The organism is Streptomyces tatrensis (assembly GCF_049310065.1).
In the GTDB taxonomy this organism is placed as follows: Bacteria; Actinomycetota; Actinomycetes; order Streptomycetales; family Streptomycetaceae; genus Streptomyces.
The window spans coordinates 1-25,867 of sequence record NZ_JBMDLB010000004.1; the positions used below are offsets into that span (position 1 = coordinate 1).

28 protein-coding genes are annotated in these 25,867 nt (G+C 68.5%); all 28 read left to right on the top strand.

Annotated features, from left to right (window positions below):
• On the top strand, positions 1-271 hold a 271-nt coding region (locus tag ACODT5_RS01080; RefSeq protein WP_422517243.1), incomplete at its 5' end, for a GP88 family protein.
• Between the two features lie 291 nt (positions 272-562).
• Positions 563-1,972, top strand: coding sequence for a hypothetical protein (locus ACODT5_RS01085; protein WP_422517244.1), 1,410 nt, complete (start codon positions 563-565; stop codon positions 1,970-1,972).
• A 32-nt stretch (positions 1,973-2,004) separates the two neighbouring features.
• On the top strand, positions 2,005-2,748 hold the full coding sequence (locus ACODT5_RS01090; RefSeq protein ID WP_422517245.1) for a hypothetical protein: 744 nt from the start codon (positions 2,005-2,007) through the stop codon (positions 2,746-2,748).
• A gap of 243 nt (positions 2,749-2,991) precedes the next feature.
• Complete coding sequence (locus tag ACODT5_RS01095; RefSeq protein WP_422517246.1) at positions 2,992-3,750, top strand: hypothetical protein; 759 nt, start codon at positions 2,992-2,994, stop codon at positions 3,748-3,750.
• Positions 3,751-3,816: 66 nt separating this feature from the next.
• A complete protein-coding gene (locus ACODT5_RS01100; protein WP_422517247.1) occupies positions 3,817-5,103 on the top strand; it encodes an Eco57I restriction-modification methylase domain-containing protein in 1,287 nt (428 codons plus the stop codon).
• A gap of 222 nt (positions 5,104-5,325) precedes the next feature.
• On the top strand, positions 5,326-5,895 hold the full coding sequence (locus ACODT5_RS01105; protein ID WP_422517248.1) for a hypothetical protein: 570 nt from the start codon (positions 5,326-5,328) through the stop codon (positions 5,893-5,895).
• Positions 5,896-6,368: 473 nt separating this feature from the next.
• On the top strand, positions 6,369-6,725 hold the full coding sequence (locus tag ACODT5_RS01110) for a hypothetical protein (protein ID WP_422517249.1): 357 nt from the start codon (positions 6,369-6,371) through the stop codon (positions 6,723-6,725).
• 87 nt (positions 6,726-6,812) lie between these two features.
• Positions 6,813-8,003, top strand: a complete 1,191-nt coding sequence (locus tag ACODT5_RS01115) for a hypothetical protein (protein ID WP_422517250.1) — start codon at positions 6,813-6,815, stop codon at positions 8,001-8,003.
• 111 nt (positions 8,004-8,114) lie between these two features.
• Complete coding sequence (locus ACODT5_RS01120) at positions 8,115-8,921, top strand: YgjP-like metallopeptidase domain-containing protein (protein ID WP_422517251.1); 807 nt, start codon at positions 8,115-8,117, stop codon at positions 8,919-8,921.
• 841 nt (positions 8,922-9,762) lie between these two features.
• Positions 9,763-11,127 carry a hypothetical protein gene (locus ACODT5_RS01125; RefSeq protein ID WP_422517252.1) on the top strand — a complete coding sequence of 455 codons (1,365 nt, stop codon included), beginning with the start codon at positions 9,763-9,765 and terminating at the stop codon, positions 11,125-11,127.
• A 328-nt stretch (positions 11,128-11,455) separates the two neighbouring features.
• On the top strand, positions 11,456-11,806 hold the full coding sequence (locus ACODT5_RS01130; RefSeq protein ID WP_422517253.1) for a hypothetical protein: 351 nt from the start codon (positions 11,456-11,458) through the stop codon (positions 11,804-11,806).
• On the top strand, positions 11,803-12,408 hold the full coding sequence (locus ACODT5_RS01135) for a hypothetical protein (RefSeq protein ID WP_422517254.1): 606 nt from the start codon (positions 11,803-11,805) through the stop codon (positions 12,406-12,408). Before ACODT5_RS01130 ends, ACODT5_RS01135 begins: the two co-directional genes overlap by 4 nt.
• 867 nt (positions 12,409-13,275) lie before the next feature.
• Positions 13,276-13,833 carry a hypothetical protein gene (locus ACODT5_RS01140; RefSeq protein WP_422517348.1) on the top strand — a complete coding sequence of 186 codons (558 nt, stop codon included), beginning with the start codon at positions 13,276-13,278 and terminating at the stop codon, positions 13,831-13,833.
• 176 nt (positions 13,834-14,009) lie between these two features.
• On the top strand, positions 14,010-14,678 hold the full coding sequence (locus ACODT5_RS01145) for a hypothetical protein (RefSeq protein WP_422517255.1): 669 nt from the start codon (positions 14,010-14,012) through the stop codon (positions 14,676-14,678).
• Positions 14,679-15,269: 591 nt separating this feature from the next.
• The gene (locus tag ACODT5_RS01150) at positions 15,270-15,737 is read left to right on the top strand and encodes a hypothetical protein (protein WP_422517256.1); all 468 of its coding nucleotides are present in this window, start codon (positions 15,270-15,272) and stop codon (positions 15,735-15,737) included.
• A gap of 201 nt (positions 15,738-15,938) precedes the next feature.
• On the top strand, positions 15,939-16,955 hold the full coding sequence (locus ACODT5_RS01155; RefSeq protein ID WP_422517257.1) for an N-6 DNA methylase: 1,017 nt from the start codon (positions 15,939-15,941) through the stop codon (positions 16,953-16,955).
• A gap of 132 nt (positions 16,956-17,087) precedes the next feature.
• Positions 17,088-17,612 (top strand): hypothetical protein, encoded by a 525-nt coding sequence (locus ACODT5_RS01160; RefSeq protein ID WP_422517258.1) that lies wholly within the window; start codon positions 17,088-17,090, stop codon positions 17,610-17,612.
• 41 nt (positions 17,613-17,653) lie between these two features.
• Positions 17,654-17,911, top strand: coding sequence for a hypothetical protein (locus tag ACODT5_RS01165; protein WP_422517259.1), 258 nt, complete (start codon positions 17,654-17,656; stop codon positions 17,909-17,911).
• Between the two features lie 23 nt (positions 17,912-17,934).
• A complete protein-coding gene (locus ACODT5_RS01170) occupies positions 17,935-18,912 on the top strand; it encodes a DUF4007 family protein (RefSeq protein WP_422517260.1) in 978 nt (325 codons plus the stop codon).
• Between the two features lie 177 nt (positions 18,913-19,089).
• Positions 19,090-19,698, top strand: coding sequence for a hypothetical protein (locus ACODT5_RS01175; RefSeq protein WP_422517261.1), 609 nt, complete (start codon positions 19,090-19,092; stop codon positions 19,696-19,698).
• Positions 19,699-19,824: 126 nt separating this feature from the next.
• The gene (locus ACODT5_RS01180) at positions 19,825-20,496 is read left to right on the top strand and encodes a hypothetical protein (RefSeq protein WP_422517262.1); all 672 of its coding nucleotides are present in this window, start codon (positions 19,825-19,827) and stop codon (positions 20,494-20,496) included.
• A gap of 617 nt (positions 20,497-21,113) precedes the next feature.
• Positions 21,114-21,335 carry a hypothetical protein gene (locus ACODT5_RS01185; RefSeq protein ID WP_422517263.1) on the top strand — a complete coding sequence of 74 codons (222 nt, stop codon included), beginning with the start codon at positions 21,114-21,116 and terminating at the stop codon, positions 21,333-21,335.
• 548 nt (positions 21,336-21,883) lie between these two features.
• Entirely contained in the window at positions 21,884-22,078 is a 195-nt protein-coding gene (locus ACODT5_RS01190; protein WP_422517264.1) for a hypothetical protein, read from the top strand.
• A gap of 22 nt (positions 22,079-22,100) precedes the next feature.
• Complete coding sequence (locus ACODT5_RS01195; protein ID WP_422517265.1) at positions 22,101-22,514, top strand: hypothetical protein; 414 nt, start codon at positions 22,101-22,103, stop codon at positions 22,512-22,514.
• A 115-nt stretch (positions 22,515-22,629) separates the two neighbouring features.
• Complete coding sequence (locus ACODT5_RS01200; protein ID WP_422517266.1) at positions 22,630-23,562, top strand: Mom family adenine methylcarbamoylation protein; 933 nt, start codon at positions 22,630-22,632, stop codon at positions 23,560-23,562.
• Positions 23,563-23,664: 102 nt separating this feature from the next.
• On the top strand, positions 23,665-24,231 hold the full coding sequence (locus tag ACODT5_RS01205) for a hypothetical protein (protein WP_422517267.1): 567 nt from the start codon (positions 23,665-23,667) through the stop codon (positions 24,229-24,231).
• Between the two features lie 121 nt (positions 24,232-24,352).
• Positions 24,353-24,910, top strand: coding sequence for a 3-hydroxyacyl-CoA dehydrogenase family protein (locus ACODT5_RS01210; protein ID WP_422517268.1), 558 nt, complete (start codon positions 24,353-24,355; stop codon positions 24,908-24,910).
• A complete protein-coding gene (locus tag ACODT5_RS01215; protein WP_422517269.1) occupies positions 24,907-25,812 on the top strand; it encodes a hypothetical protein in 906 nt (301 codons plus the stop codon). Before ACODT5_RS01210 ends, ACODT5_RS01215 begins: the two co-directional genes overlap by 4 nt.
• Positions 25,813-25,867: the final 55 nt, after the last annotated feature.

Consider the following 25,867-nt stretch of genomic DNA (forward strand, 5'->3'; position numbering starts at 1 on the left):
CTATGGTGGCACGGAAGATCACCTGATCGATCTGCAGAAACAGCGTCATGCCGATGTGTTCCCAGGTGTTGCAGAGCTGGAGAAGGCTGGCTATGCAGATCAGACAGAGTCTGACCTCTTGTCCGTGACGAGCGAATCGCACAAGGTTGGGATTCCGGCGAATCGGATCCCTATGCTGCTGAAAGCGCAGGGCAGCGAGACCTTCAGCAGTTTGCAGCGGGCGCGGGACGAAAAGGTCGCAAGGAAGCGGCAGCGGCACCTCGCCACCTGATCGTCGCTGAATCGCGGAGAAGCCGTTGCTCCCGGGCCCGCCCAGGGTGTGTGGTCTATGTGCCGAAAAGTGCGCTCCCGGGCCCGCTCGCACGCTGGGGCACATGGCTCCGCCACGCCACATCGATGCGAATTGCTTAATTATCCGAATCGCTGTAGGTTGCGATCCTGGTCTCTCCCTGCACCACCCTGTCGGCGCCGCGGGAAGGGGCCGCTGGCCAGGTACGACAGCATCTCTCGCCGGCGTTCGCCGCCAGGAGACGAACAGGCCACGCAGGCCCTGGAGAACACGATGATCCCCGCAGACTCAACGATCAAGCAGACGACCCTCGAGAAGATCGCCAAGCGCTACGGTGTGAGTGGTTCGACCGCGACCTCCTGGTCCCTCGAACCTAGTTTTCCCGGCTTTCTTGGCAAGGGCTGGGGAAAGACCCAGCTGTACGACGAGGCCACCGTCGACGAGTGGGTCCTCGACAACAAGCCGGAAGCCTGGGTCGTGGCCCACCCCAAGCAGAAGGAAAAGGCCACCGCGCTACCTGCCGGCGATCCGAATGACCTGATGCCGCTCAAGCGGATCGGGGAACTGGAGGGCCGCTTCCTCTCCCGCCAGGCGACGCCCGTCGCAACCCTGCGCACCTACATCTCCAAGGACATCCTCGCGCGGCCCGACCGGCGTCCCGACGACGGGGGAAGCCCCGCGGTCGAGCAGGATATGTGGTTCCGGAGGACGGCCTACGACTACATCACCCGCCGGCGCAACGTCCGGAGGAAGACCGCTGTCCACGACCAGCGGGAGCCGAGCAGCTTCCTGAAGGAGTACTTCGAGGAGAACCCCGGCCTGCTCACCCTCGAAGAGATCGCCGAACTCGACGGCAAGGAGCACGGACGCAAACCGACCGCGCTCAGCACCCTGAACAGCTACATCTCGCAGGGCAAGTTGGCCCGCCCCGACCGTGAGCCCGGCGATGACGAGATGCCTGCGGTCAAGGAACGGATGTGGATGCCCGAGACCGCGCTGCCGTACCTCTGCCGCCCCACGAGCCGGCGCAGTTCAGCGGCATCCACCGAGGCCACGGCCGCTGAGGTGCAGCCGAGCGAGTTCCTGAGGAAGTACTTCGAGAAGCACCCGGGCCTACTCACTCTTGAGGAGATCGCCGAGCTCGACGGTCGGGAGCAGGGCCGGCCGAAGGCGACCGCTTTGACGACCCTGCGGGTCTACATCTCGCAGGGGAAGCTGGCCCGTCCCGATCGTGTTCCGGGAGACAGTCAGACGCCTGCGGTTGACGAGCAGATGTGGACCCCTGGGGCCGCGCTGCCGTTTCTTGCCACACCCCGTCAGGCCTCGCGCGGGAAGGCTGCTCCAGTTGCGGCAGCCGCTCACGAGTTGCGTGAGCCGAGCGCGTACCTGAAGAAGTACTTCGAGAAGCACTCAGGCCTACTCACCCTCAAAAAGATTGCTGAACTCGACGCGCGCGAGCAGGGCCGGGAGAAGCCGACGGCGGAGTCCACGCTCCGGGCGTACCTCTCACGTGGGCTGCTGGCGCGGCCGGACCGGCTTCCGAACGATGGCAAGCTGCCGGCAGTACACGAGCAGATGTGGGCACCAGGGACTGCTCTGCCGTACCTGCTTCGTCCGCTCGGGCGCCGCGGCTCCGCGAGCAAAGCAAACGTCGATGGTGGCCTGCAGGATTCTGCCCAGTAGCTCGATCGCCCCTCCTTCCTCAAGGATCGCCCATGACAAGTCGCCGCATCGACGACGCGGGAATCAGCGCCCGGTTCGGTGTACTGCCGAAGGACGCTGCAGCTTGGATCAAGCTTGCCAACTTTCCGGCCGCCGACGCGGATGGGCTACGGGATCTCGATCAGGTCGACGCCTGGGTGCAGGCGGTGAGGCCTCAGTACTGGCCGGCCAAGGCGGAGGCCCCTTTGGGCGACAGGGCTTCCGGCGCCCAGGCTGTTACGCCTCGTGAGGTATCCGTGCCCGCGCCGGTGTTGGAGAGCCGGTCGGAGATGGCGAAGAGATTCGACATGAGCTACCAGGCTGTGGATGCGTGGACCAAAGCCAAGGAACGTCGTTCCAGCCAGGGTGAAGTCGTGGCGACCGCCTTCCCCCTTCCTGTAGCGGAGGGGCGCTGGGACAGGGCTGCGGTGGATGGGTGGGTGAGCGTCAACAGGCCTCGCGTTTGGACGGCTTATACCGGGGGGGAACCCCGTTTCGTGGTGCCCCTACCGGACGGGCATCCCAAGGATCTGCTGGGAATCGGCGAGTACGGCGTGATCCGCGGGAACGCGCTCAGCGGGAAGCCTGCACAGCGGCGCACGATGCAGGCGTATCTCTTGCGCCAACAGATTGCCGCTCCAGACCGTTTTCCGAAGGACCGAAAGCGCCCTGAGGTCTTCGAGCCGATGTGGTTTCGGGCAACAATCTATTCGGAGATCCGCCTGCGCCTTTCGCGAGGATCCTCAAAAACAAAGTGATAGCCGGCGTCGCAAACTGACTGGCATCCGCCACTGTGCCATTCGCGTCTGTTCGGGAGCACCTTCTCGGGGAACGCGAGCCCCGATCCCCGATTAGAGTTGCTTAATTGAAAATATACATGTAGTCTCGGTTGTAAGTGGGATGCAGCGTCCCCCTATTCCTCATGGCAATCATCGAAGCCGAGCTGCGGGACGCCTGAGGCCCTCGCGTCATCTCGCCCAACCCCTCCGAGGAGATCTGCCGTGCAGATGGAGCTTCGCTTACCCGAACCCGATGCGCTGGAGTTCTTGGAACTTCTCCAGAGCACACCCTTTTCCGCGCCGTACGCGGGCCAGGTCATCGACTGGCTCATCCGGAGCTGCTCGGCCGACCCTAGTGTGGACCGGGCCGAGCGGGCACCAGCATCTCGCGCGGTCGCCATGCTGTGGCACTACTCGGCCGGCAGCGACCCGGGCGCCACCGAAATCGCCCACCGCATGCGCGACGTATCGCACGCTCTCACTCTCGTCCGGGCTGAGCACTACGCGGCTTACGACGCCCCGGATCATGCCGGGGACGGAGTGACTGCCCTCGGTAGGCAGGACGTTCGCAGGCTCTGTGTTGCTGCTGGGCGCAGCCGGACCCTGGCGGGGCCCGGCCGGGCCATCGTCATCGTCCGCCATGCGCACGAGCATTCCGTGTACCGACCGCTCAGCGCGGTGGTGCGTCCCGGTTCCTCCACTCGGAACCACGAGAAGGTCGGACGAGAGGTGCTTGCGATCTTGGCGCCGCATGTCCACCTCGCGGACCGGTTGTCGTGTGAGGGGAGTGGGGTACTCGTCGAGCCAAGTCGCGAAGGCGTCAGGGTCGTCTGGTGGTCACCGGACGCGGCTTTGGAGGCCGGGCTCGGCCATGCCGAGCCGTGGTCTGCCGGCGGTCTGCGCTACCTCTGCTCTGCGCTGCTTCGTAGCGCAGGCATGACCACCTCGCTATCCGACGGTGCTCTTCTCGTCTCACGGTGACCTGGGCACCGGACAGCCGGCAGCCCCCATTCTCCGCCTCACATCTATCGCAGGAAAACGATCTCCATGAACACTGCTGCACCGTCTCCTCGCGCCAATGAGCGTCTCGTTCAGTACCTGGCCGACGGCATAGGCCTGCCGGCCGCGGTGTCCTGGGCCCACGTGACCGCCGTAGCCCAGCACTGCGTCCGCAACGCGATGGTCTCCGCGTCCGAGCCTCCGAACTCGCCGGATGCTGTCCGCCGCGTGATCGCGGAGCTGGCGTCAGCTCACTCCGCCATGGCCGGCTTCCTCGATCCGCAGGTGGCCTTGTTCTGGACGGCCGATCTCAGCTCGGCCGCATGGTCCGCCCTCCAGAATTTCTGGGGCGATGGGGAGTTTCTGAACGATGGTCCGCACAGAGTCGATGGCGTCAGGCTCGGAGACGCCTATCAGGCGCTGTCTGCCGATGCCCGCCGGTCGAGGGCCCTGTGCCAGACCCCGCCATGGATCGCCGAACTCCTCCTGGAGCTTTCCCTGGAGCCAGCCACTGACGAGGTTGGACCGGAGCAGGTCCGAATGATCGATCCCGCCTGCGGCACCGGCCATATCTTGGTGGAGGCGTTTCACCGCGCCCGCGTCTACCGTCGCCGCGGCCGCACGTACGGCGGCTACATCAGCGATGAAGCGTCGATCGAGCGCGCCCTGCGTTCCGTTCACGGCGTCGACGTGGATCCCTACGCGGCCCTACTCGCGCGATACCGGCTGCTCGCGACGAGCGCGTCCGTCATGAGGGTGCGCATCCGCGAGCTGCCGCGGACCTGGGAGGTGCGGGTCGCCTGCGCCGACTCGCTGCTGGACCGCGAGGAACCGCTTCTCGGGCGCGGCGGCTATCACGCAGTCGTCAGCAATCCGCCCTACATCGTGGTTGCCGACGCGCGGCAACGCGACCTGATCCGCCAGGCCTACCCGCGGGTCGCGGCCGGCAAGTTCCCCCTGGCCCTGCCCTTCTGTGAGTTGATGTTCTCACTTGCTGCCCCTGGCGGTCACGTGGCCCAGCTGACCTCGAACTCCTTCATGAAGCGGGAGTTCGGCCGTCGGTTCGTTGAGGAGTTCCTCCCGGCCTTCGACATGAGGTGGGTCATCGACACCTCGGGTGCGTACATTCCCGGGCACGGCACTCCGACCGTGATCCTGGTCCACCGCATCCGGCCGCCCCAGGGGGACACCGTGATCACCATCCGAGGGGTGCAGGGCGAACCGTCGATTCCCGCGGATCCCGCCCGGGGCAAAGTCTGGTCGGCCATCGCCGAAGCGGTCCGCCGCCGGCTTGCAGAAGACCGGCTGAGAGACGCCATAAGTGAGATTGCTTAATTGCTTTTACTTATGTAGTCTTAGTGACTAGGTTCGTCGCAACGGCAGCACACAGCGGTTCAAACGAAGCCCACGCGTGTCGGAGAAGTCCGCGCCCCTCCTGAGTCACGTACCGGCATTGACCGACCCCCGTCCCGCCCCCAGGAACCTCATCCCCAACCACGGCGCAACGCCGATCGGCTGGTCTGGTGACCCCTGTCCGCCTCACCCGAGGAGTAGCACGTGAACCCCGATTCTGTTCCGGATCCCGCCCCGCTCGCCACGTCCGATTGGCTGGGCCGAACTGTGACGGACCTGAAGGGCCGCCAGGGCGTAGTGCGCCGCGTGTACCAAGTCGGCGCGGTCCAGGTGGCGATCCTTACCGCCACCATCTTGGACCCGCGCTCATGCCCGATCTGGGACGAGCCCCTCGACCTACTGGCCCGCGACGACGAGGGGGCCGCCTTCCCTGACTACGAGCAGCTGACCGACGAGGTCGGCCGGCTTGAGATGTCCGTGGTGCGCGGCATCGCCTCCGAGGGCGAAGCGGACCGCTACCGCACGTTGCGTGACCAAGTCGCCCCCTACGCCACGGCCCAGAGCGCCCTCCACTTCGCGCTGATCACCCAGGTTCGAGCGGGGGACCGCGTCGTCGACTGCCTTCACAACCGGCAGGGGACGGTCCTCGACCCCTCGCTCTTCCACCTGAAGATGACCGTGCGCCTCGATGAGGCGCATCGCGACGACAGGTGGCCCGACGGCGTCGTCGACCTCTACACGCCCGTCCTCTACCCCACCCTCGGTCTTCTGTGACCATCACCAACAAGTGCTCGCCGACCGGTGGGCCTTGCCGCATCGCACCACACCGACGCCTCCACTTGTCTCGCCGCGGCCGCCAGAATCCCGCCGCAGGTTCCCGACATCGCCGTCGCGATCGACCCCCCGGCCCGAATGGCGACGTAATTCGCATCGGACATCGGCGCCGCCTCCATGGCGGTGCTCACCACCGTCGCTGCTGAAGCGGCGCCGATGTGCGTAGACGTCGCGGCGATGCCTGGCGACGGACAGACCTCGCGTCATTCAGGAGAGCGACACCACGGCGACCGCGGAGTACAGCGGGGTCCTGTGCGCGACCCCGGAGCCGGTCAACGCGACTGCCTGACGACACGGCGGCGAGGGCCAGGCAGTGACACCCCGGCGTCCTGAGCCGCCGTAACCAACCGACGCCCCCTGATTGCGGGGAGCCGAACGGATCTCCGCCGGCACCGTCCAGAAAGCCACGCAGAATGACCAACACCGCCCACGGCCGCCGGCATCGCCCCCATGCCGACCTGATGAGCCAGCGCCGCGACATGATCAGCAGGCTTGCCGATGCTGGCCTGCCGGAAAGGCAAGCCGCCGCGGACGTCGACGCGCTGTGCGAGGCCGCGCTCGTGCCCGTTGCAGAGCATCTGGCCCTGCAGATTGCCTCAGTGCGACACCGGCGCGACGCGGCATTGGACTGGATTACCCGCGACAGCCTCATCCTCCAGCTGCGGGGACTCGTTTCCGCGCTCGCCACCGCGCTGGGAGATCCCCACGACACCAAGGCAGCTCACGGATACGCGCGTGGCGCGACCGAAAGATCGCAGCATATTGCGTAATTGCTTTTATCGCTGTAGCTTGTTGGAGTCGCCGAGGGCTACTCGCCCCTGCTTTCTCGCACACGCACACGCTACTGACGAGGCATCATGACCACCAACGGCTCGCTACCGGCTCCGGACACTTACGCTTGGACTCCCCCCGAGCCCGGGCGCCTTCCCGAACTACGCCAGGCCATGGAGGAATACCAGCGCACGCCCTTCGGGCTGCTGAGCATGGCCGAGGCGCTGCGGCGCGGGAGTTCCTCGTTGTACCCCTACCTCCCCGACGCCCCGGACCCGCACGCCGCCGCCTCGCTGGTGCTGTGCGGACAAGAGTCCCAGCGGCTTCGCGAAGCCCGTCTCTACTTCGCCGACGAGGACATGACCGGCCTTGCGGTCGCGGCGGGGCAAACGGCGCCGACGGAAGCAATCGCAGTGGATCGTCCACCTTCTCCCAGTGGCCTGATGGTCTTCGCCACACCCATCGGCTCGTACGACCGCAAGGCCGGCGGACCGGATGCTCCCGAGCACCTTTGCGACATGAGCGTGCCGACTCCGATCGTCGGCGTGTCTTGGTCCCAGTGGAGCCCTGATCAGGTCCTGGGCGGCTCCGCTCAGTGGCTCGCCAACACGGTGCACGGCCGCAGGCTGCTCGCACCAGGGCGCCAAGGCATCTGGATGACGTTCTACACGGCCGGACGGATCTACGACACCCTCAACCCCGACGCGCTGTTGTCACTGGACGAGCGCACCGCCGTCCGAGCGGGTGTATTAGCCGAGTTCTGCCGTCAACAGCCGGAACTCACATGGGACAACGAGACGGTTCTGCTCGCGGGCGAACGCTTCCCCGAGTCCAGTACACCGCTGGGCACGACGGGCGCCTGGGCGCAGATCGTGTACACCGCGTGGCAACTCATGGCCCAGAAGGGCAAGCATGCGTGGACCGAGGAGGAGGTGGTCCACCGCGATCGGGCCGGGCGCAAGCGTGATCGCCGAGAAGGTCTAAGTGAAGGCGACGTCAACGTCGTTCGACTGCTCTCTCGTCACCGGCCCTCGGCGGCCGCTGCTCAGATGGACCAGCAGGCGAGCGAGCCACGCCGGGAGCCGAGTACCGCCTTCCGCTGGAAGGTTGCCCCCTATCGCAGCCCCAACCGCTGCTTGAATTCGCATGCCCACCCCAACGGCTGCACCCATGCCGAACGCATCATCGCCGGCCACCACAACGGCCCCAAGGGAATGCCCCTACGCCCCGTCGAGGGCCCTGTTCACGTCTGGGGCGAGATACCCAGTCCCCTTTAGCACCCCGGCCGCGCGGTCCTGGCGGGGCGACTCCCGTCGGGCCGCCGAACGCGTTGCCCGCAGCTGCAGGCGCGCACCGCAACCCCTGACCGTACGAGGAGCCATCCGTCCATGACACCAACCGCCGGCCCGGACTCCGCCGAGGCCGACACGCTCATCCGCGACATTGCCGCGGCGCTGGAGGCTGACGGTACTCTCGCTGCCGGCACCTTCGATGTCGTGTTGTCGCACCGTCGAGCGCAGCACGCACTGACGACGCGGCCGGATGGCCGGCGCGTTGTCCGCATTCTGCCGACCTCGACTCCGGACCAGATCATCCAGTTCGTCCGACAGAACGCCTTGCTCCTCGAACTCCACGCCCGCCGCATGGCCGAGCGGGCCCCACTGCATCCCGAAAAGCGCCTCTCGGACGGATGCACGCTCACTTGGCTGGGGACCCCGGTCCGGCTCTACTTGGTCGACACGCCCGTATCGGTTCACCTTCGGCAGGGCGTCGACACCGGCCTCCTTGTGGCCTACCGCGGTGACCTGGCGCGGTACGGCGCGCGGCCCATCGTCGACTGGTACGCCCGTGCGGGTCAGGCGTGGCTGGCGACGGCAGCGCCGGCCGGCTGGTCCCGTCTACGGACACGCCGCTCCCTGCCGCATCTTGCGGTCCGGGATCTCGGCCGCAGGCACGGTGGCATCTACCAGGAGAGGGACCACTTGCTGACCTTGCACTGGGCCATCTTCCAGCTCCCTCCCCTGCTCTTGGAGTACGTCCTCATGCATGAACTGGTGCACGGGACCCGTCCAGCAGGCCGGTCCCACGGCCCGCAGTTCCGCAGCCGCCTGGAGCGCGCCCTCCCCGACGCTCGACGCCGGCACGAGCAGTTCAAGGCCGCGTTTCGTGTCCTCTGGGTCGGCGGCGTCAGCTAGATTGCGCAATCAGAAATATGGGTGCACAGGCCCGCTCGCGCGGTCGCGATCGCCGGTGACACCCCGGCGCAAGGCGATCTGAGCCACGAAGCCTTCGCCCACCAGCGAGCGATGTGGGCCCGCCGGCACGGGATCCGCAGAGCCATCGCAGTCACCCTGGCCACCAAGCTGCGCACGCCCGCGTCATGCAGGTACAGCACATCGGACCGGCCGATAGTGCGGAGCATCGGCTCTTGACAGACCGGGAAGGCTTGAAGTGGCACTTCACGTACTCACCCGGCGAGCGCCCCAGCGTCATCAACTTCTCACGGAGTCACAGCGAGGAGCCCATGGCCCACGCCTGTTCGCCCCGAGCGAGGCCGACCGATGACACGGATTCGTTCGCTGGACAACTGCCTCTGATCTCCAGTCACGGCGACGACGCTCAGTAGGGCATCACCAGCGCAGCGGACACACCGTCATCGCCAAGGGCCTCGCCCGCAATCGAAGGCGCCGGCAGCGGCCCTCGCCCATGGGGCGAGTCGCTACGAAGCGGACGACTTCGCGCGGATGAGGCACACCGCATGTCCAAGGTCGGGGGTGCGTTCGGGGCCGAGCAGAATATCTGCTCGGCCCCGAACGCGCCCCCGTTGGGTGTTCCGCCAACGGGGGCAACGCGGCAACAACGTTGCGTATCCTAGTCACGTATTGTATTTTAGCGTCTGTCCCTGCGTGACCGAGGGTGCCGGCGCCGACAAGGAGCCGGCGATGCCGGCAGCACCACATGCTCGTTCATCCCAGGCCTCCACCCGCGAGGCTGCGACCGCGGTCTGCTGGTTCACTGCCAGTCCGACAAGGAGTAATGGTGATCCCCGCCGACGCTGGTGAACTGGTGACCTCGCAGGACATCGCGAACAGGTACAAGGTCAACGAGGGCAACGTGGCCTACTGGGCCACGCTCGGAGGCTTCCCCGACGGCTGGCCGTCCGGTCCCGGACGGACCCTGGTTCGTGACGCCGCGCTGGTGGATGAGTGGTTGCACGAGACCCTCCCGGTCTACTGGGCGCAGGGGCAGGACTCGGACAACCCTTTCGGTCTGCCCGAGGGTGGTCCGAAGGACCTGGTAACCCTGTCGGACATCTGCGTCTGGGAGGGCAAGGCCCTCGGGCGGACAGAGCCGGTGCCGGAGGGCACCCTGCGGACGTACATCTCCAAGAAGAAGCTGGCGGGGCCCGACCGCACTCCCGGAGACGGCAAGCAGCCCGAGGTCACGGAGCGGAAGTGGTACCGGGAGACGGCGTACGAATTCGTGAACCGTCCGCGGCGCATGCGCCGCCAGACGAAGGCAGAGGGACCGGCGATCGCCGACCAGGCCCCTGCAGCCGCGGATAACCTGTCGAACAACGTGACTACCGCGCGAACAGGCCGCGTAGACGCGCAGGCCCTCGCAAAGACCTATCGGGTCAGCGGGCAGACGGCCAGGGGATGGACCCGCGTTGAGGGATTCCCTCAGGCGGGCGAGGCCGGCTACAGCGCCGCCGAGGTAGACGAGTGGGTCCGCGCCAATCGCCGGCGGTCCTGGGCCGCGGCTCAGCGCCGCGAGGAACTCACCGGCCATGTCCGGGCCGAGTCGTTGGCGACGGACCGAATCGTCGAATCCCTGGCCGAGCAGCCTGAGCCGGCCCCAGAGGTTGAGCAGGCCGGCAAAGCCCCGGCGGAGCCGGCCGAGCTGACCGCCGAGGCGATCGGCCTGCGGTACGACGTCTCCGAGCACACTGTTCTCCAGTGGGTCAAGACCAAGGAGAAGCGAGAGGGGCACAAAGTCCTCCGTCGGACCTTCCCGGCGCCGCTGCGCACACGGCCACGCGTGTACGACCAGGGCCAGGTCGACATGTGGGTAGAGGAGCACCGTCCGCATGTCTGGGCAGCCTTCAAAGGCACTGGGCCGGCTCTACGCAGCCCGCTGCCCGAAGGCGACCCCCTGGACCTGCTGGACATCTACGATGTCGCGGAGGTCGTGGGCATGGCCACGCGCGGCGAGCCTCTCGCACGCGAGACGATCGCCGCTTACCACAGCAGGGGCCAGATCCCATTCGCGGACCGGACCGCCGAGGACGGCAAAACACCTTCAGTCCACCAAGACCACTGGTATCGCCGGACGGTCTACGAATTCGTCCGCAGCCGCCGAGGGTCGGGTAACTTCGACGCGCGCGAGCCTCGGGCATAGCCAGGGGGTGTCTCTGGCCCCGCCGACGTTGCCAGGGAAACCGGCGGCAGCCCGCCACCACGAGTTGAACTGAGACCCCCGCAGCGCGGCAGTCGGCAGCGCCCCGGGGGAGTACCCCACACATCGACGTTGCGTATTCGATGTTCGGTGTGTAATATGAATACATCTGGTTGTCCGGCCACCGTGGCAATCACAACCTCGCACCCCGTGCCTCACCGGCGCTGCGAGGGCGGCCACGAGGCCGCGGCGCTGCTGCGTGCCGAACGTCCGCAGCCTTCCACCCCACCCCCGGGCCGCCGAAGCGCCCGCCTCCAACTGGGAGATCGACATGGGCCTGAGCAGCCCCCACCCACGCCGGACGCCACCCATCGAGTCGCCCAGGAAGCTGGCGGCGGCCGCCGACCTGATCAAGATCCGACCCAACCCCACCAGCTGGGGCCAGGCCGAACTCCTCGCCGCCTACACCTGGCCGAAGTACCAGGGTGAACCACTGGTCCCTCTTGGGGATGGCCGATACCCCGACGACTCGAACCACACCGCACTGACCATCGGTGAGTTTCTCAGCGCCTATCGCCATCTCCCCGTCGCCGGCATGCTCTATGCCAATGACACCGCCTACACCTACATGGTCGAGCCCTCTCCGCCGTCCTGGAGCCTTGCCGCTGGCGATCCCCGATGAGCAGCCCGGCCATCCCCGCGATGTGCGCGCACCGCCCCACCCATGGCGGCCGGGTCGTCCCCTACGTCTCGTTCGAACACAACGGCATGCCGGTGTTCGGCGGGCTCGACTCAAGTAGGCGGAGGCGGGCCTTCGAGGAGGGTCTGTGTCAGATCTGCGGACTGCCGCTGGAGCGGCGGTTCTACGTGCTGGTCCGTCCGCAGGACGTGAGCGCCGGGTACGCGCCAGAACCGGGACTTCACCCGCCGTGCCTGATGTACTCGGAGAAGGCATGCCCGATGCTCAGCGGCGCCACCGCCACCTACCGTCCGAGCGGCGTCATCTCCCAGCACCCGGCGGGCCGTCCGTGCGACGACCCTGCCTGCTCCTGCCCCGCGATCACGCCCACCGAACAGGACCGGACGCGGGCCGGGCTTAAGGCCGACGACTGGGACGCCTGGATGCTCTCGCCAGCCCAGTACGAGCTGCGTCGCGACACACAGGACAAAGCCGTGGGCCTCCAGCTCCCATCCGATCCGAAGCGCATCCGCCGCGTGCGGGTGTCCCCTGAGCGCAAGCGCGCCCTCGACATGCTGGCGGCGCTCCGAGAGCTGGGCCTGTAGCCGGTCGCTCCCCGTGCCAGACGCCACCCAGGGGCGCCCGTCTCCTGCTGCGTCTCTCGCTGGCGCCGGCCTTGGAATGAGTGCCGGCCGACGTCCGGATGATCGGCCCTGCCTGCGGGACCGGACAAATCGGCGTCGCCGTGTTCCACATGGCCGGCGTTCCGCCGATCCGCGGGTGGCCCGCTACGGTCGGGCACGGGCCGCGGGTCTCCGGGCAGCCTCTGGCAGCGGTGACAGGTTGGACCCTGACACGTAGGCCGCCTACCGGCTCCTGGAGAGTTCGATGCCCCCTCTACGAAAGCCCGAACCGGGTCTCTGCTGTCCTGTCCCGCCAACGTGGCCGTGACCGACTCCGTACTGGCCCAAACCGAGCCCCTTCTGGCCGCCGGCGCCCTCCCCGCATGCGTAGCCAACCGGCCGTACATCGCCCCGAAGGACCCCGCCGTCCGCAACCGGGTCCGCGCCGCCCACCCGCGGCTTCGGCGCGCGACACCTCAGGGCCTACATCCAGGGCCATGAAACGCTCACCTGCATCCCCGCCCACCGGGCCCGGCCCGCCGGTCGTCGAAACGGTCACAGTGATCCGCGACAACCGCCAAGAGCCCCACCTTCCAGTGGATCCCGCACGAGGGTTGACCTGGAGAGCATCGAGGACACGGTCGAAAGCCGGCTGGTCTGGGATCCGTTCCAAGCAGGTGCGGAGCTCGCGCGGCGCGGCGGGGACAACACCAACCAAAGCGTTGCCTATTTGGTTTTCTATGTGTACTGTCATCTTCAGATCGGGGTGACGCCCCACCACACCAGCCCGCTTGACGAGCGCAGCTCTAGACGCCGCGCCGTCTCAATGCATCCGGGGGACTGATACAGATGAAGCGGAACAAGCCGCTCATAAAGCGCCGCAAGGCGGGGACGCAGTACGAGCGGCGGAGGCCGTACCAGTGGCAGGAGAGGGCCACCACTTACTGGGCGCTGGCCGTGCCCCAGGCGTTCGCCGGGACCAACCAGACCGTTCTCGACATGACCGGAGCGGTGCCCGCGGGCGCCGACGAGTCTTCCCCCGACAGTCCCCGCTACGGCTCCTCACTGCGCTGGCGGCTCGACCGCGGCGGCCAGACCCAGTTCGTCTACGGCGAGCAGGTCTGGCGCCGCTACCAGGGCGAGAGTCAAGCGGCCTACGGCAAGCGCATCGTCGACTCGTTCCGCCATTCCCTCCCCATCTCGCCGGACGTGTACCACCTGTTCGTCGCAGAGCGGCCGGGATGCGCACGGGGAACGCGATGCCCGCTCACGCAGCACTGGTACACGGCCATCGAGGCCGATCTGTCGACGCATCGGCCGGATCGGTGCCCGATGGGCGTTCTCAATGACGGCCCGCCCTGGCGCCTGATCGGACAGACAGTTCCTGACGGCCGCCTCATCTACTGAGGCCCCTCCGCGCAGCGCACCGGGCCGCCCGGCAGCTCCCTCGGCTCCGGTCGGCCCGGCCCCGCATGTCCGGATCCCGCCCCGCGACCCACCATGCCCTTGGCGCCGCCATCGGCCCGCCCGACGTTCCCCCCGCCACCCCGACGCACTGCGTCTCGCGCCTTCAGGAGCCCCGCATGTCCCAGACCACCACCGTTGTCACGATCTTCGGACCTGTACGTGTCCAGCACCTGGAAACCACCAGCCCAGAGCTGAACATGGTGCGGCACCATGCGGCCGCGTGCGTGTACACGGTCGAGGGCAGCCAGGTTGCTGGCATGGTGGCCGTCTACCCCGCCTACGACGACGAGAAGTGGGGCGACATCTTCCTTGGGTCGGAGAAGGTCCGCGCTCTCACCCCTACCCGGTTTGGCCTGACCTTCGGCCGATACGGAAGCACCCGGCCGCGCCATGACGGAACTCCGGTCAGGCAGGACCCGATCCTCACCATCGACGGGGCTGAGGTCCAGGCGCCGGGTCTGTCCCTGGCACGCGGCGGTGACACCACCGAGTTCCCCGTCACCGTCCGCGCAGGCGACTGGACTTCGAGGCCGGCATCCACCATGGTCGTGGCCCGCACCCACGAAGTCATCCGGGCGGTCCTGACAGTCCACGAGGCCGCCACCGACCGCGTCGCCGACGCCGACCGGGCATACGCCCAGAACCGGACCCCCGACCGGCGTGCCTCCACCCAGCGCGACCTACAGGCCGCCCGCCGACTCCGTGATCAGGCCCAGGAACGAATCACCCGCCTGGAGACCTACCTCACCGCCACCGAGGCCGAACCTACTCTTATCCGGTCATAGGCAGCCTGCCGTCGCCGGAGAAGGCCCGGCAAAGACCGTTCACGGTAGCTGCCACGCCCCGCTCGTCACGTCGACAACACCCCTCGCGACTGGGAGGCCCAGCCGCCCGGGCCGCGGACTCCACCACGGATGCAGGTATCGACCAACATCGGACTTCTGAGGAGGACTTGATGCCCATTGACCGCGGAGAGAGCTCGAACCGGCGCGGGTGGCCCGCTGGGCGCACCGGTGGGGCTTGCCGAGTGCAGCCGCCTCCCTGGGGGGCGTGTGGGTGTTGCAGCCCGACAACAGCGCCGGTGCGATCGCAGGAGCTGGAGTGGCGCTGATGGCACTGCTGGTATTCGTCGGCACGATGCCGCACCGGCGGCCCCCGTGGAGCCGCGAGCGCGCAGGGCTGCACACCGCGGCTGGGTGAGGCACTGGGGCCTGCGGGTCCGGTTGAGGGCGGGACAGCCGAGTGGTCGCTCCGCCCGCAACCGGATTCCAATCCCCACCATATATTGCTTATTTGGATTGCAATAAGTAGATTGATTGCATTGCTTGCGGGCTTCAAGCCCGCACCACCCCCTGTTGCCGTTCAGGAGCATTCCCATGCTTGCCGTTGCCGCCGTTCACGAGGTCAATGCCGCCCTACTCGCATACCGGCGGAGCTGCCCCGACGTCTGGCTGACCCTGGTGGACGTCACGACCGACTTGATGCACCTGGCCAGCCACATGCGGGCCGACATCGAACGCTGCCTCGACGGCGACGCGAGGGCGCGGCTCGATGAACGGCCGCTGGCCACCATGCCAAACCTCGCCTCGTCCATCGATCCGATCCAAAACCCCGACGGCTCGGCCGCCGGGGACCACCTCTTCGACAACTACGTACACGCCAGCGACGCCGCCGCCTCCCTCCGCGTGCACATGGCCGACGACCTCTACCCCACCTTCTCGAAGGCCCTGTACGTGCTGCTCAACGATCTGCGCGCCTACGCCGATGACCTCGGCCTCGACTGCGACGAAGTCATGCGCGCGGCATCCCAGGCGCACAGGGTCGACCAGGGCAAGGCCAAGTAGTTGTTCGCCGTCCCGGCACCGCGCCCGCAGTGCCGCCACCTCACCTTCACCATGAACACGCCCCGGGTCTCCGTCTCGGCTCGAACGCATCCGTCACTACAACGTGCAGGGCCCGGGGCCTCGGACGGTGCGTTCCCGCCCGAGGACCGACCCGGCCTCCCCGTTCCTGACCAACAGACCCACCTCAGCCCTGGAACCCTCATGTCTGCTAACACCACCGCCGCCCTCGTGATCGAGGCCGTTGATCGGGTACTCACCCACAAGGCCCGGAGTTGCACCGATCCAAGTTGTGCCCAGCACGCCGGCACGACCGACTGCCCCCCGATCACCGTCAACCGCAGCCCCGGCTCCGTGCTCGGCGAAGCGGTCGCCGACGCCTGGTACGCCGCCGGCGGCAGCCGGCTGGACATCCCCGCAGGGGTCGTCGCCGCCCTCGCCCTGTGGCCCCAGAAGTCCCCCGGCGCCGAGGCCGCCGACCCGCTCGCCGCATACATCGCCGCACAACCCCCACTCGTCCTGGTCCGCGGCCTGGCCACGAGCGCCAACTACTACTGGCGCCTTCGCCCCGACCTGTGGGCCACCGCCCGCCCCCTGTTCGACTGGACCAGGGAAGACCTCCACGACACCCACCTCGCGGGAGTGCAGGCCGTGACCCGGGCCGCGCTGCGCCACGGGATCCTCCAGCACACCGGAGACACCGACCCCGCCGAACGCTCTCGGATCGACCTGATGTCCTGGGTCATCACGAGCCTGCGCCACCACCACTCCCGGCGCAGCCTCGGTGAGTACCACACCCCGCCCGACATCAGTGCCCTGATGGCCGCGATGCTGGCCAACGACGGTGGTACAGAAGGGCGGCCCCACGAGCGCGGCGAGTCGGCGCTCGAGCCGGCTGCCGGGACTGGAGGACTGTTCCGGTCCGCAGCGCAGGAACTGCGCCGCAACGGCGAGGACCCGGCGGAGCGCGGTTGGGTCATGCTCGAAGTCGACCACCTGGCCGCCGCCGGAGCCGCCGTCAACACTCTCGTCTGGGAGCTGGGGCCCCGGGCGGTCGTGGGGCGCGGAGACGTCCTCGCGCAGCCCGATCTGGCGGAGGAAACCCTCGCCCAGGCGGGCGATATGGCCCGCCACCGCGACGACGTCATGAACATGATCCGCGTCGCGATCGCCACCGGCACCACCAAGCAGCTGCTGGACGCCCTCACGGCTATCAGGTAGCCGTCGGGCCCGCGCCCCGCGGGCCGAGCCCGACGGAGGAACTGGGGCTGAAATCCACCCCGCAGGAAGTCGGGCCATGACGAAGGCGCAGCGCGCCGTCCACATCCACCTCAACCGGGACGGAGAACGGCAGTGACCAACACCGACCCGCTGCGCGCGCAGGCCGCCCGCACGCGACGCGTCCGCCTTCAGGCTGCTGACGACGAACGCACCCGAATCGTCGCCCTCCTCATCGACGGCGGGCAGAGCAGGGAAACCGCCATCACCGCCGTCGACCGCATGATCATCGCCATGCGAGACGCCGACGCAGTCCGTCTGGAATACGCCGTCATGTCCCACGGCGGCAACGGCGGTGTGACCTACGCGGCCGACGGGGCTCACTGGCTGCGCGCCCACCGCCACGCGGCGCCCGTCTCCGAGGGCCTGCCCGAGCGCGCCCCGCACCGCAACATGCGTTTCCTGCTCGCCCAGCCTCCCGGCAGCCTGCGAGAGCCGGTGCTGTGCCGCGTCACCCGCACCGCGGCCGAAACCGTGCACTGGCATGAAGGGATCAGTGCCGACGGCACCGGCGGCACACCACAGCGTGCACCGGCAGCCGCCTTCCCTGACCGCGTCCTGTACTGGATCGACAACGCCCCTGAGAACGGCTCCTCGTGAGTGCTGAGATGCCTGTCCGCCCCACCCACCGGGAGTCATCCATGGGCTACATGAACGGCAGGGCCGAAGGCGCCCGCCGCCTCGCCGCCGTCTACAACATCACCATCGCCGAGGCCGAGCTCCGCGTGGACGCCTTCACGGACGCCCTTGAGGAGGTGCTCGACACGGGCGTGGAGGGAACCGGGGAGGTCTACCGCAGGATGGCCGAACGACTCGGCCTGGCTCCGGCCGAGGAGGAACGTTTCATGGACAACTTCCAAGAGGTCGTGGAGGCCGCCTACGAGGAGCGGCAGTGGTGATCCCCGGCTATGACCGCACTCCCATGTCTGGCTGTCTGCCCGCCTTCGGCCGGCACCGCGGATACCCGCCCCGCGGCGGGTGGCTCCGTAAGGTCTACCTCGCCTTGCTCCAGGACCCCGCCGCCCTGCGCCGGCCCGACGCGACCGTGGTGCTCGGAGTCGGCGCGAGCATGGTCCCGGCCATGGCCTTCTGGTCGCAGGCCTTCGGGCTGGCCGCCAGGGACGGCCGCGACCTGGTGCCCACCGACCGGGCCCACTGGCTCCTGGATGACGAGACCGGAGCGGATCCTTTCCTGGAGTACGACGCGAGCCTGTGGCTGCTTCACTGGTGGCTGGTGAGCGCCGAGCAGTGCCATGTGCCCAGCTGGCGCTACCTCTTCGGGTACTCCCCGATCAGCCGGTACAGCCGCACGGACCTGCAGGAGCGCTTTGCGGCCGCCGCCGAAGCCGCTGGCCACAAGACTCCGGCCCGATCGGTACTCGCCTCAGACATCGCCTGCCTGGTCAGCATGTACGCGCTCCGAGACGGCACCGTAGCGGGCGTCGAGGACGAACTCTCCAACCCCTTCCGCACTCTGCACCTGCTCGACCCCGAACCCCCCGCTGGTGCCACTGCCGGCCGGAGCCACGCCGTGGCCGTCCGCCGCGGAGCCGGCCGGCACTGCCCCGACGTCGTCCAGGCCTACGCGAGCCTGGACTTCGCCGCCCGCACCGCAGGTCTCGCGCCCGGCTCCATCAACCTCGCCCGTCTCGCCTCCGATCCCCTCGGGCCCGGCAGGCTCCTACTCACCGGCAACGAGGACCTCCGCCACGCCGTACACCGGGTCGCCGACCGGCATGCGGATCTGGTCGTTGCGCAGTCCGGAGACGGGCAGGAGATCCTCGTCTACTCCCGCGGGCCCGCCCTCCTCGCCGAGGAAGTGCTGGCCACCGCCTACCCCGCCCTGCAGCCGGGCGCCGGCCCCGCTTCGGGGAAGCTCGCATCTCCGTCTCGTTCCTGACGGCTTCTTCCTTCGCCGACGGGATCCGAGCCGATGCCCGACAGCACCGTGCCCCCAGAGCACCACTGTTGCCTATTTGCTTTTATCTATGTAGTCTGATCTCAGTTGGTGGCGCTCGCCTCCAGGCTTGAGCGCCCCGCGCCATTCCCTACCGACGAGACAGTCCAGGAGACACACATGCGCATCAAGACCGGTGAGCAGCACGGGCGTTGGACTGTAGTTCATCAGGCGCGGGGCAAGTGGGCCGGTGCCTTCGAGGGAGTGTGGCTCGGTGTGGACGAGTCCCGGGGACACTGGATCGTCGGCCGTCAGCACGACGGACAGTCGATGGACGACGGCTTCGAACAGACCGGAAGCTGGGCCACGTCCCAGCACTTCAGCAAGGACACCGAGTACCTCAACATGCGCCGGGCTCTTGCGGCGTACGACAAGGAAGCCAGGAACACGAGCAACGTATGGAACGGAATGTGGGACCAGCGCGTCCACGAGGCCGTCGCCCGGCACCTCGCGGGCCGGGTTTCGCTCCCGGCGCCGGTCAAGCTCGCGGCCGGGTGGATCGGGCCGTGCCTGACCGGCTCCCACCCCCCGATGGGAGCGACCATTCCGCTCGACGGCCCGATGGCCAAGTACGAGCTGGTCCGCTACCTCCAGGGCCAGATTCGGTTCGACGAGATCGTAACGGAGCCGGGCTCGGTCTCTGAGCAGGAGGCCTACCAGCTGATCATCAACGCGACGGGGCCGGTTCGGTTCGTGTGCCGCGGGGTGACCTTCTACCTCAGCGAGTGAGGAGGGCAGCACGGGCGCGATGCCGCCGCGAGCACCGCGCCGTGCCGCCTCACCGCAGGCGACCAGCCACCACACGATGTACACATAGAAGGCGAGGACGCTGCCCTCTGGGGCGGTCGAGACGAGATGGAACACAAGAACATCACCGGCCACGACGGCGCCATTCACGAGGGCCTGCTCAACAGCCATACCGGCTTCCTGATTGACGTCGTCTGCGACGCGGGCCGTTACTCGGTCGTCCAGCACTACGAGAAGCTCGATCCGGCGCGCGTCTCCGAGGCGCCACTGTCCTGCCCCGCGTGCGTTGCCGCGAACTCCCCCGCCACCGCCCAGTTGCACCGGGGGCATCTGGCCCACCAGTACGCCGAAGACGTCCTCACCCTCGCCGACAGCCGCAAGCGCCCGCCCGCCCAGGACGACGAAGGGCTGCGGCTGGCCTTCGTTTCACTTGCGGTGGAGAACCCGCCGCCCCGGAGCCTGTACGAGCTGATCAGGGAGCATGTGACCGACAGGCTGACCGACCGGGCCCTGGCCGTGCCGGAGGGGGTCCCACAGGTCCTCGTGCCCTACAGGCGGTACACCGGCGGCACAGTCCGAGCCCCCGTCGCCCCTGGGGACCGCCTCATGCACTACAGCGCAGCCGGCGGCTACTTCGAGTACGTCTGGGTCGATGGGCTCGAAGATTCTCCGGACGGAATCAGCGTCACGGTTCACGAGAAGGACCGGCGTCCGTTCACGTACTCGGCGCACGAGCTCGGCCGACGGTACTCGAAGCTCGACTGGGCGCCGCTGCCCTAGAAGGCGTCGCCGAGCGGTGATCGAAGCTGGCGACCGCGGTCTGCCCGGGGCAGGGCGGGCATGTCCTGTCCCCGCCGCTTCCGCCCCCGGCCCGCAGGTGTGCGGTGGAGTAGCGCTCGCCCCACGCAGGCAGGTCATCACCGCAGGCCGGGCGCCGTCACGAGACGGGCCCCCGGCCGCCGCGTTTCACTTCCGGATCTCCGCGAGACGCCGTTGCTGCTCCGCCCGCCTGCCCGGCGTCTGCGGAGCACTGCGCGATGTCCCCGGCTTGCTCGCCCGTGGCACGCGCCGGGATCCCCTCATTCCCTCACATCACCACAACGAATACGGCCCAAGACCGTCCCAGCGCTGGACCGCACCCTCACCCGACTCCGAAAGCACCCGCACCATGACCACCGACCGCCCGCACGTCGCCTTCCTGGCTCCCTTCGATCCCGCCCGGCCCCAGCCCGGCCGGGCCAACATCGAGGAGGCCGACCGCTCGGAGAACGCGGTCCTTAACCGCTTACCTCTTCCACCTGACGGCCAAGGGACACCGTGTCCTGCGGCACCGCGTCGTCACGGATCCCGCCCTGGCGTCCACCGACCTCTTCGACGAGACCGCCAGAGAACTGGTGATGGCCTGCCACAGCTCCCACTACCGCGCGCTCATCCGCGCGTATGGAGTGCTCAGCGACTGCGAACGGCTCTTCTCCACCGCCCGACGCGCGCTGCTGTTCACCACCGAGCCGGACCCGCTCGCACGGCAGTTCTTGTCCCATCACGAGCTCATCGCGATCTGGCCCGAGGGCAAGACCTTCGTACGCGCGGACCCGGCAGCCGAGAAGGGCGGGTCGTGACCCGCCAGAGCTTCGGGCCGCCGTCAACGTCTGCGGAGGAACGCGCCTGGCGCGCGGCCGGTCTTCTCCTCGACGTCGCCGCTCGAACACTGCCGGCCACGTCCCGGCCCTGCGCCTTATGCGACGGCGAGGACATCGGTGACACCTGCCCGGCCTCCCTGGCATGCCCCACGTGTGAAGCCGCGCCCCGACGGCGTTGCCGCCGACCGAGCGGCCACGCCGCCGAGCAGTGGCACCGCAGACGCGTCCGCGCCGCAGACCTGAAAGACCAGCGCCGCGAGGAAGACGGCGACACCACCCTGCCCGCCCGCTGGGCCGACACCCCACCGGCACCGCCCCCCTCACGAGGAACACGTTGACCACCGACCGCACCCACAACAGCGCCCCGGGCACCCCTCTTTCGTTCGCTGCCTCGGACCGGCCGCGTGCAGCCGGAGCCTCCACACCCCACATCACCCCGCTCGGCCCCGCGCCGACGCAGTGGGAGGCCGCGGCAGCTGGCCGTGCCGAGAGCTGAGCGGAGCGGTTCAGTGGCGGAGTGACCTGGCTTGTGGGCCTACTCCATCGCCGGCCTTGAGCACTGGAAGGCGAAGGAGGGCGAGCTCGTCAAGCTTGGCTGGAATGACACCGTCGTGGCCGTGGCCCTCGGGACCTATCCGTTCATCCACCACGCCGGGGAACGCGGCTTCAACCGGGACGCCGCCGAGGCCGTGACCTTCGGTCACGTTGAGCGCATCACCTGACTACACGACAGGAGAACTGAGCATGGAAATCAGCAAGCTCACATACGCAGCGGTGGAAGCACTCCAGCACCGTGAATCGACCGGTAAGGCCGTCACCTCGGTCACGGTCGAACCGACCAGGGACGACTCCGGCTGGATCAGCTACGGGAGTAGTGCCCTTGTCACCTACCACGATGGCGAGACTCAGCCCTTCAACATCCGAGACACCGGGCTCTCCGGTGCTCTGGAGCAGCACGCGGACGACGAAGCCGAAATCGGGTCCGTGGCGACCGTGGTCATCCCGATCCCGCTCCTCGAGGTCACCCCGAACAACCGCGTCCGTTGTGAGGAGCATCCCGGCGTGCACATCGAAACCGTCGCGTGCCGATGGCCTCACAACGTCCACGCCGACGGGGACGAGCCGCAGGTAGGCCACCCCTACCGCCTCACCGACTAGCCACAGCCGAGGGATCCAACTAAGGACCTACGCCCAGGAGGAAAACGTGACCACAGACCCCGAGAGACCCGCCCGACTGATGGGGCCCAGCGCGCGGCGAGGCCGGGCGGCAGCGGTGAGCACACCGCTCGGCCCCGCTCCGGCGCAGTGGGAGGCCGTGGCCGCCGGCCGAGCCGAGGGCTGGGCGCAGCGGTGGAGTGGCGGAGTGCCGACCTGGCGTCACACGTCGCAGGGCGGCTTCGACCGGCGACGCTACGAGGTGGTCGAGCTGGCGGAGGCTCCCGCCCGGGCATACATCCAGGCGAACCACTACCTCTCAGGGTGGCCGCCGGCAGTCCACCGGTTCGGGCTGGTGGACCTCGAGGCCGCAGGGGGCGACCACGGCCAGGTGGTCGGCGGTGGACTGCTGGTGGGCGTCGTCGTCCTGGGCGTCCCGATGAGCCGTCGGGCTCTGACCAGGGTTTTCCCTTCGCTGGAGCCGTACACGGAGGCGCTGGAGATGTCGAGGGTGTGCTTGTCTCCCTCGGTGGCCAGCAACGGGGAGAGCTTCGCGGTCGCAGGAGCCCTGCGTCTGGCCGCTGGCCACGGCGTGCGGGGAGTGGTCACCTACGCGGACCCTGTCGCACGGCTTCGGACTCTGCCAGACGGGCGCACAGCCGGCTCGCCCCAAGGGCACCTCGGCATCATCTACCAGGCCCTCTCTGCGACCTACACGGGACGCAGCACGGCGAGGACGGTCACCGTGCTGCCGGACGGCCAGATCCTCCCGGCGCGGTCGATCTCGAAGTTCGTCGCCGGTGACTGCGGCGCAGACGGGTTCGAGCGGCGCATCCTGGCGCTGGGTGCCCCGGAGCGCCCTGCAGGAGACGACCGGCGCGCCTGGCTGCGCACCGCGTTGGAGCAGATCGGGGCCCGGAGTTCACGGCACCCGGGGACCCACCGTTACGCCCTGCCGGTGGGCCGTAGCCGGGCCGAGCGGTCGAGAACGGTCCTCGGCATGCCCGCGCTTGAGTACCCGAAGTTAACGAAAGCCTGTCACACTGCCTGATGTATTGCGTATCTAGTTTTCAATATGCATTATAGTGATCGTGATCGAGCGCCGGATGCGCTCTCACCTACCGCACCCTGACACCACTCCGGAGGAGCATCCATGGAAGAGCCCATGACCCCCGACGAGATCGCCTTCGTCGTGGGCCAACTGGACAACTACCTCAAGGCGCCTCCCGTGTCCCGATACAGCACCACGGATCACGCCGCATGGGCCGAGGCGGCGTTGGACGCCTACAACGAGGAAGCCCCCGCGACCCTGTTGCCCATGCCCGAGCGGGCTGAACGCGTACGGCTCGGCATCCTCGCGGCCGAAGCCATGGCCGAGGTCACCTTCGGCATCCCCAGCGACCGGGTCGTGGACGACCAGCACAGCGCCGACCGCGTGATCGGGGATCTGGTCGTCAACCTCTTCTGTCTGACGGACGGACGAATCAGTCCCCGTGAGCTCCACCAGGCGGCCGAGGAACTGCGCAGCGAGGCGTCCCCCGGCAGCCTCACGGCCGTGAGCGCCGTCACCGCCGCCGGGGCCGAACGAGAGGCGGCCATGCTCGCGGCGCTCCTGGACGCGGCCCAGTCCTTCGAGTGCGACGTCCCCGCCATGGTCGACAGCGCCCGCGATTACTTCGAAGACCTCAAGGCCGACGAAGCCGAGCAGACAAGCACCTGAGCCCGCACCGGAGCCAGAACCCGGGGCCTTACCCCGGCGGCTCCCGCTCCCGCCCCGCATCGAACGGGCCGCCAACCGGCGGCGGTTCAGCGCCCGCCAAGGGCGCCACAAGAAGGGCCCCATGAACACCATGACCCCCACCACTAATGATCAGCAGCACTGGTACCTCGCCACCCTCGGACACGAGGCACTGCTGCGGGAACTCGCCTCCCTGAAGCTCCCCCACTCCGCTAGCCACGACCCGCTCGCCCTCGCCGGGCGCTGCCTGGTCGCCGACCCGATCGGATACCCCGAAGCCCACCAGGTCGCGGAAAGAGTCCTGGCCCCGCTGCGCGCCGCCAGGACGTTCACTGCCACCATCCCCGACGAAGACGCCGTCGTGGAGCACACCGGCGTCGTGCCGGTGCTTGAGGAGCGCCAGGCCGGAGCCGTCACCGGCTGGTACGCCGAACTCCTCCTCTTTGAACACAGCGCGCTGCTCAACAAGGCCGCCTACCGCCTTTCGCGGATGCCCGGAGACTCGACCTGGATCATCGACAGCGACTTCCAGCACAGCGGCCATCCCGGGACGCTGCGGCCGTTCGGCTCCCGGCGCCGGGGACCCAAGCGGACCCTTCTGCCGCCGTTCGTCGCCGAGCTCGACCGCCTCGTCGAGCAGGGGCCGGGCAGCTCGACGTGACGCTGTACGGCATCCCGCCCGCCGGACTGCGCCGCGCCATGGCGCCCGGAGGCGGGCGGGACCACGCCCACGCCATCGCCGACGTCGCGCACGCCTGGTGGACTTCCCACCGCGGAGGCTCCGGTGACCGGGCCATCGCGGTGGGCACCCTGGCCGGGCTCGCCCTGTCTGCCCCCTCCCGGCCAGACGGCTGCGACTACGGGCCGCTCCTGATCCCTCTCGACGACGAAGAGCTCGTCGACACGCTACGAGCGGGCTGGAACACCTTCTGGAGCTACGACCCGGACCTGACCGAAGCCGCGCGCCCGCTCCACGACTGGCTCTCCCACCCCACCGACACCGACATCCGCGGCCTGTCCGACTACGCCCGGGTCCTCGTGCGCGCCGGGCTGCTGGAGTACTGCTCCGACCCCGCCCGCGCCGAATCCGACGACATCCTCGGACTGCTCATCACCCGGATGCGCAGCTACAGCGAACGGCAAGCCACCGGCGAGTTCTTCACCCCGGCCGTGGCCGCCGACAACCTCGGCGACATCCTTCTCGCCACCGACCGCAGGCCTGGTGAGCTGCTCCTCGAACCCGCCGCCGGGACCGGCACGATGGCGCGGGCCGCTGCCGCCACGATGCGCTCCCTCGGCACCGACCCCGCCGAGTACCGCTGGTGGCTGAACGACCTAGACCCCCTCAACGCCGCGTGCTGCGCCGTGAGCGCCCAGCTGTGGAGGCTCGGCCGACAGGTGACCGTCTCCTGCGGCGACGCCCTGAAGCACCCCCGGCTGCTGGAGGAGGCAGTCCAGGAGCGTGCCAGGCGAGCGATCGCCGAGCAGCAGGTCCGTCCTGTGCCGTACCCCACCAAGACCCGCCCCCCGTTTTGGCCGTGGCAGTTCATTCCGCCCTCTTGACCCGGCGCGGTGGCTGGTTGCATCCCGCCAGCCGGCCACCGCCCCCTCGCCTCAG

Bases quoted from the DNA above. Each gene is read 5' to 3' on its own strand.
- ACODT5_RS01135 (WP_422517254.1), top strand. From the start codon at position 11,803: ATGAGCAGCCCGGCCATCCCCGCGATGTGCGCGCACCGCCCCACCCAT.
- ACODT5_RS01110 (WP_422517249.1), top strand. From the start codon at position 6,369: ATGACCAACACCGCCCACGGCCGCCGGCATCGCCCCCATGCCGACCTG.
- ACODT5_RS01090 (WP_422517245.1), top strand. From the start codon at position 2,005: ATGACAAGTCGCCGCATCGACGACGCGGGAATCAGCGCCCGGTTCGGT.
- ACODT5_RS01195 (WP_422517265.1), top strand. From the start codon at position 22,101: ATGGAAATCAGCAAGCTCACATACGCAGCGGTGGAAGCACTCCAGCAC.
- ACODT5_RS01170 (WP_422517260.1), top strand. From the start codon at position 17,935: ATGTCTGGCTGTCTGCCCGCCTTCGGCCGGCACCGCGGATACCCGCCC.
- ACODT5_RS01115 (WP_422517250.1), top strand. From the start codon at position 6,813: ATGACCACCAACGGCTCGCTACCGGCTCCGGACACTTACGCTTGGACT.
- ACODT5_RS01085 (WP_422517244.1), top strand. From the start codon at position 563: ATGATCCCCGCAGACTCAACGATCAAGCAGACGACCCTCGAGAAGATC.
- ACODT5_RS01205 (WP_422517267.1), top strand. From the start codon at position 23,665: ATGGAAGAGCCCATGACCCCCGACGAGATCGCCTTCGTCGTGGGCCAA.
- ACODT5_RS01100 (WP_422517247.1), top strand. From the start codon at position 3,817: ATGAACACTGCTGCACCGTCTCCTCGCGCCAATGAGCGTCTCGTTCAG.
- ACODT5_RS01210 (WP_422517268.1), top strand. From the start codon at position 24,353: ATGAACACCATGACCCCCACCACTAATGATCAGCAGCACTGGTACCTC.
- ACODT5_RS01150 (WP_422517256.1), top strand. From the start codon at position 15,270: ATGCTTGCCGTTGCCGCCGTTCACGAGGTCAATGCCGCCCTACTCGCA.
- ACODT5_RS01185 (WP_422517263.1), top strand. From the start codon at position 21,114: ATGGCCTGCCACAGCTCCCACTACCGCGCGCTCATCCGCGCGTATGGA.
- ACODT5_RS01155 (WP_422517257.1), top strand. From the start codon at position 15,939: ATGTCTGCTAACACCACCGCCGCCCTCGTGATCGAGGCCGTTGATCGG.
- ACODT5_RS01130 (WP_422517253.1), top strand. From the start codon at position 11,456: ATGGGCCTGAGCAGCCCCCACCCACGCCGGACGCCACCCATCGAGTCG.
- ACODT5_RS01175 (WP_422517261.1), top strand. From the start codon at position 19,090: ATGCGCATCAAGACCGGTGAGCAGCACGGGCGTTGGACTGTAGTTCAT.
- ACODT5_RS01140 (WP_422517348.1), top strand. From the start codon at position 13,276: ATGAAGCGGAACAAGCCGCTCATAAAGCGCCGCAAGGCGGGGACGCAG.
- ACODT5_RS01145 (WP_422517255.1), top strand. From the start codon at position 14,010: ATGTCCCAGACCACCACCGTTGTCACGATCTTCGGACCTGTACGTGTC.
- ACODT5_RS01165 (WP_422517259.1), top strand. From the start codon at position 17,654: ATGGGCTACATGAACGGCAGGGCCGAAGGCGCCCGCCGCCTCGCCGCC.
- ACODT5_RS01180 (WP_422517262.1), top strand. From the start codon at position 19,825: ATGGAACACAAGAACATCACCGGCCACGACGGCGCCATTCACGAGGGC.
- ACODT5_RS01125 (WP_422517252.1), top strand. From the start codon at position 9,763: ATGGTGATCCCCGCCGACGCTGGTGAACTGGTGACCTCGCAGGACATC.
- ACODT5_RS01120 (WP_422517251.1), top strand. From the start codon at position 8,115: ATGACACCAACCGCCGGCCCGGACTCCGCCGAGGCCGACACGCTCATC.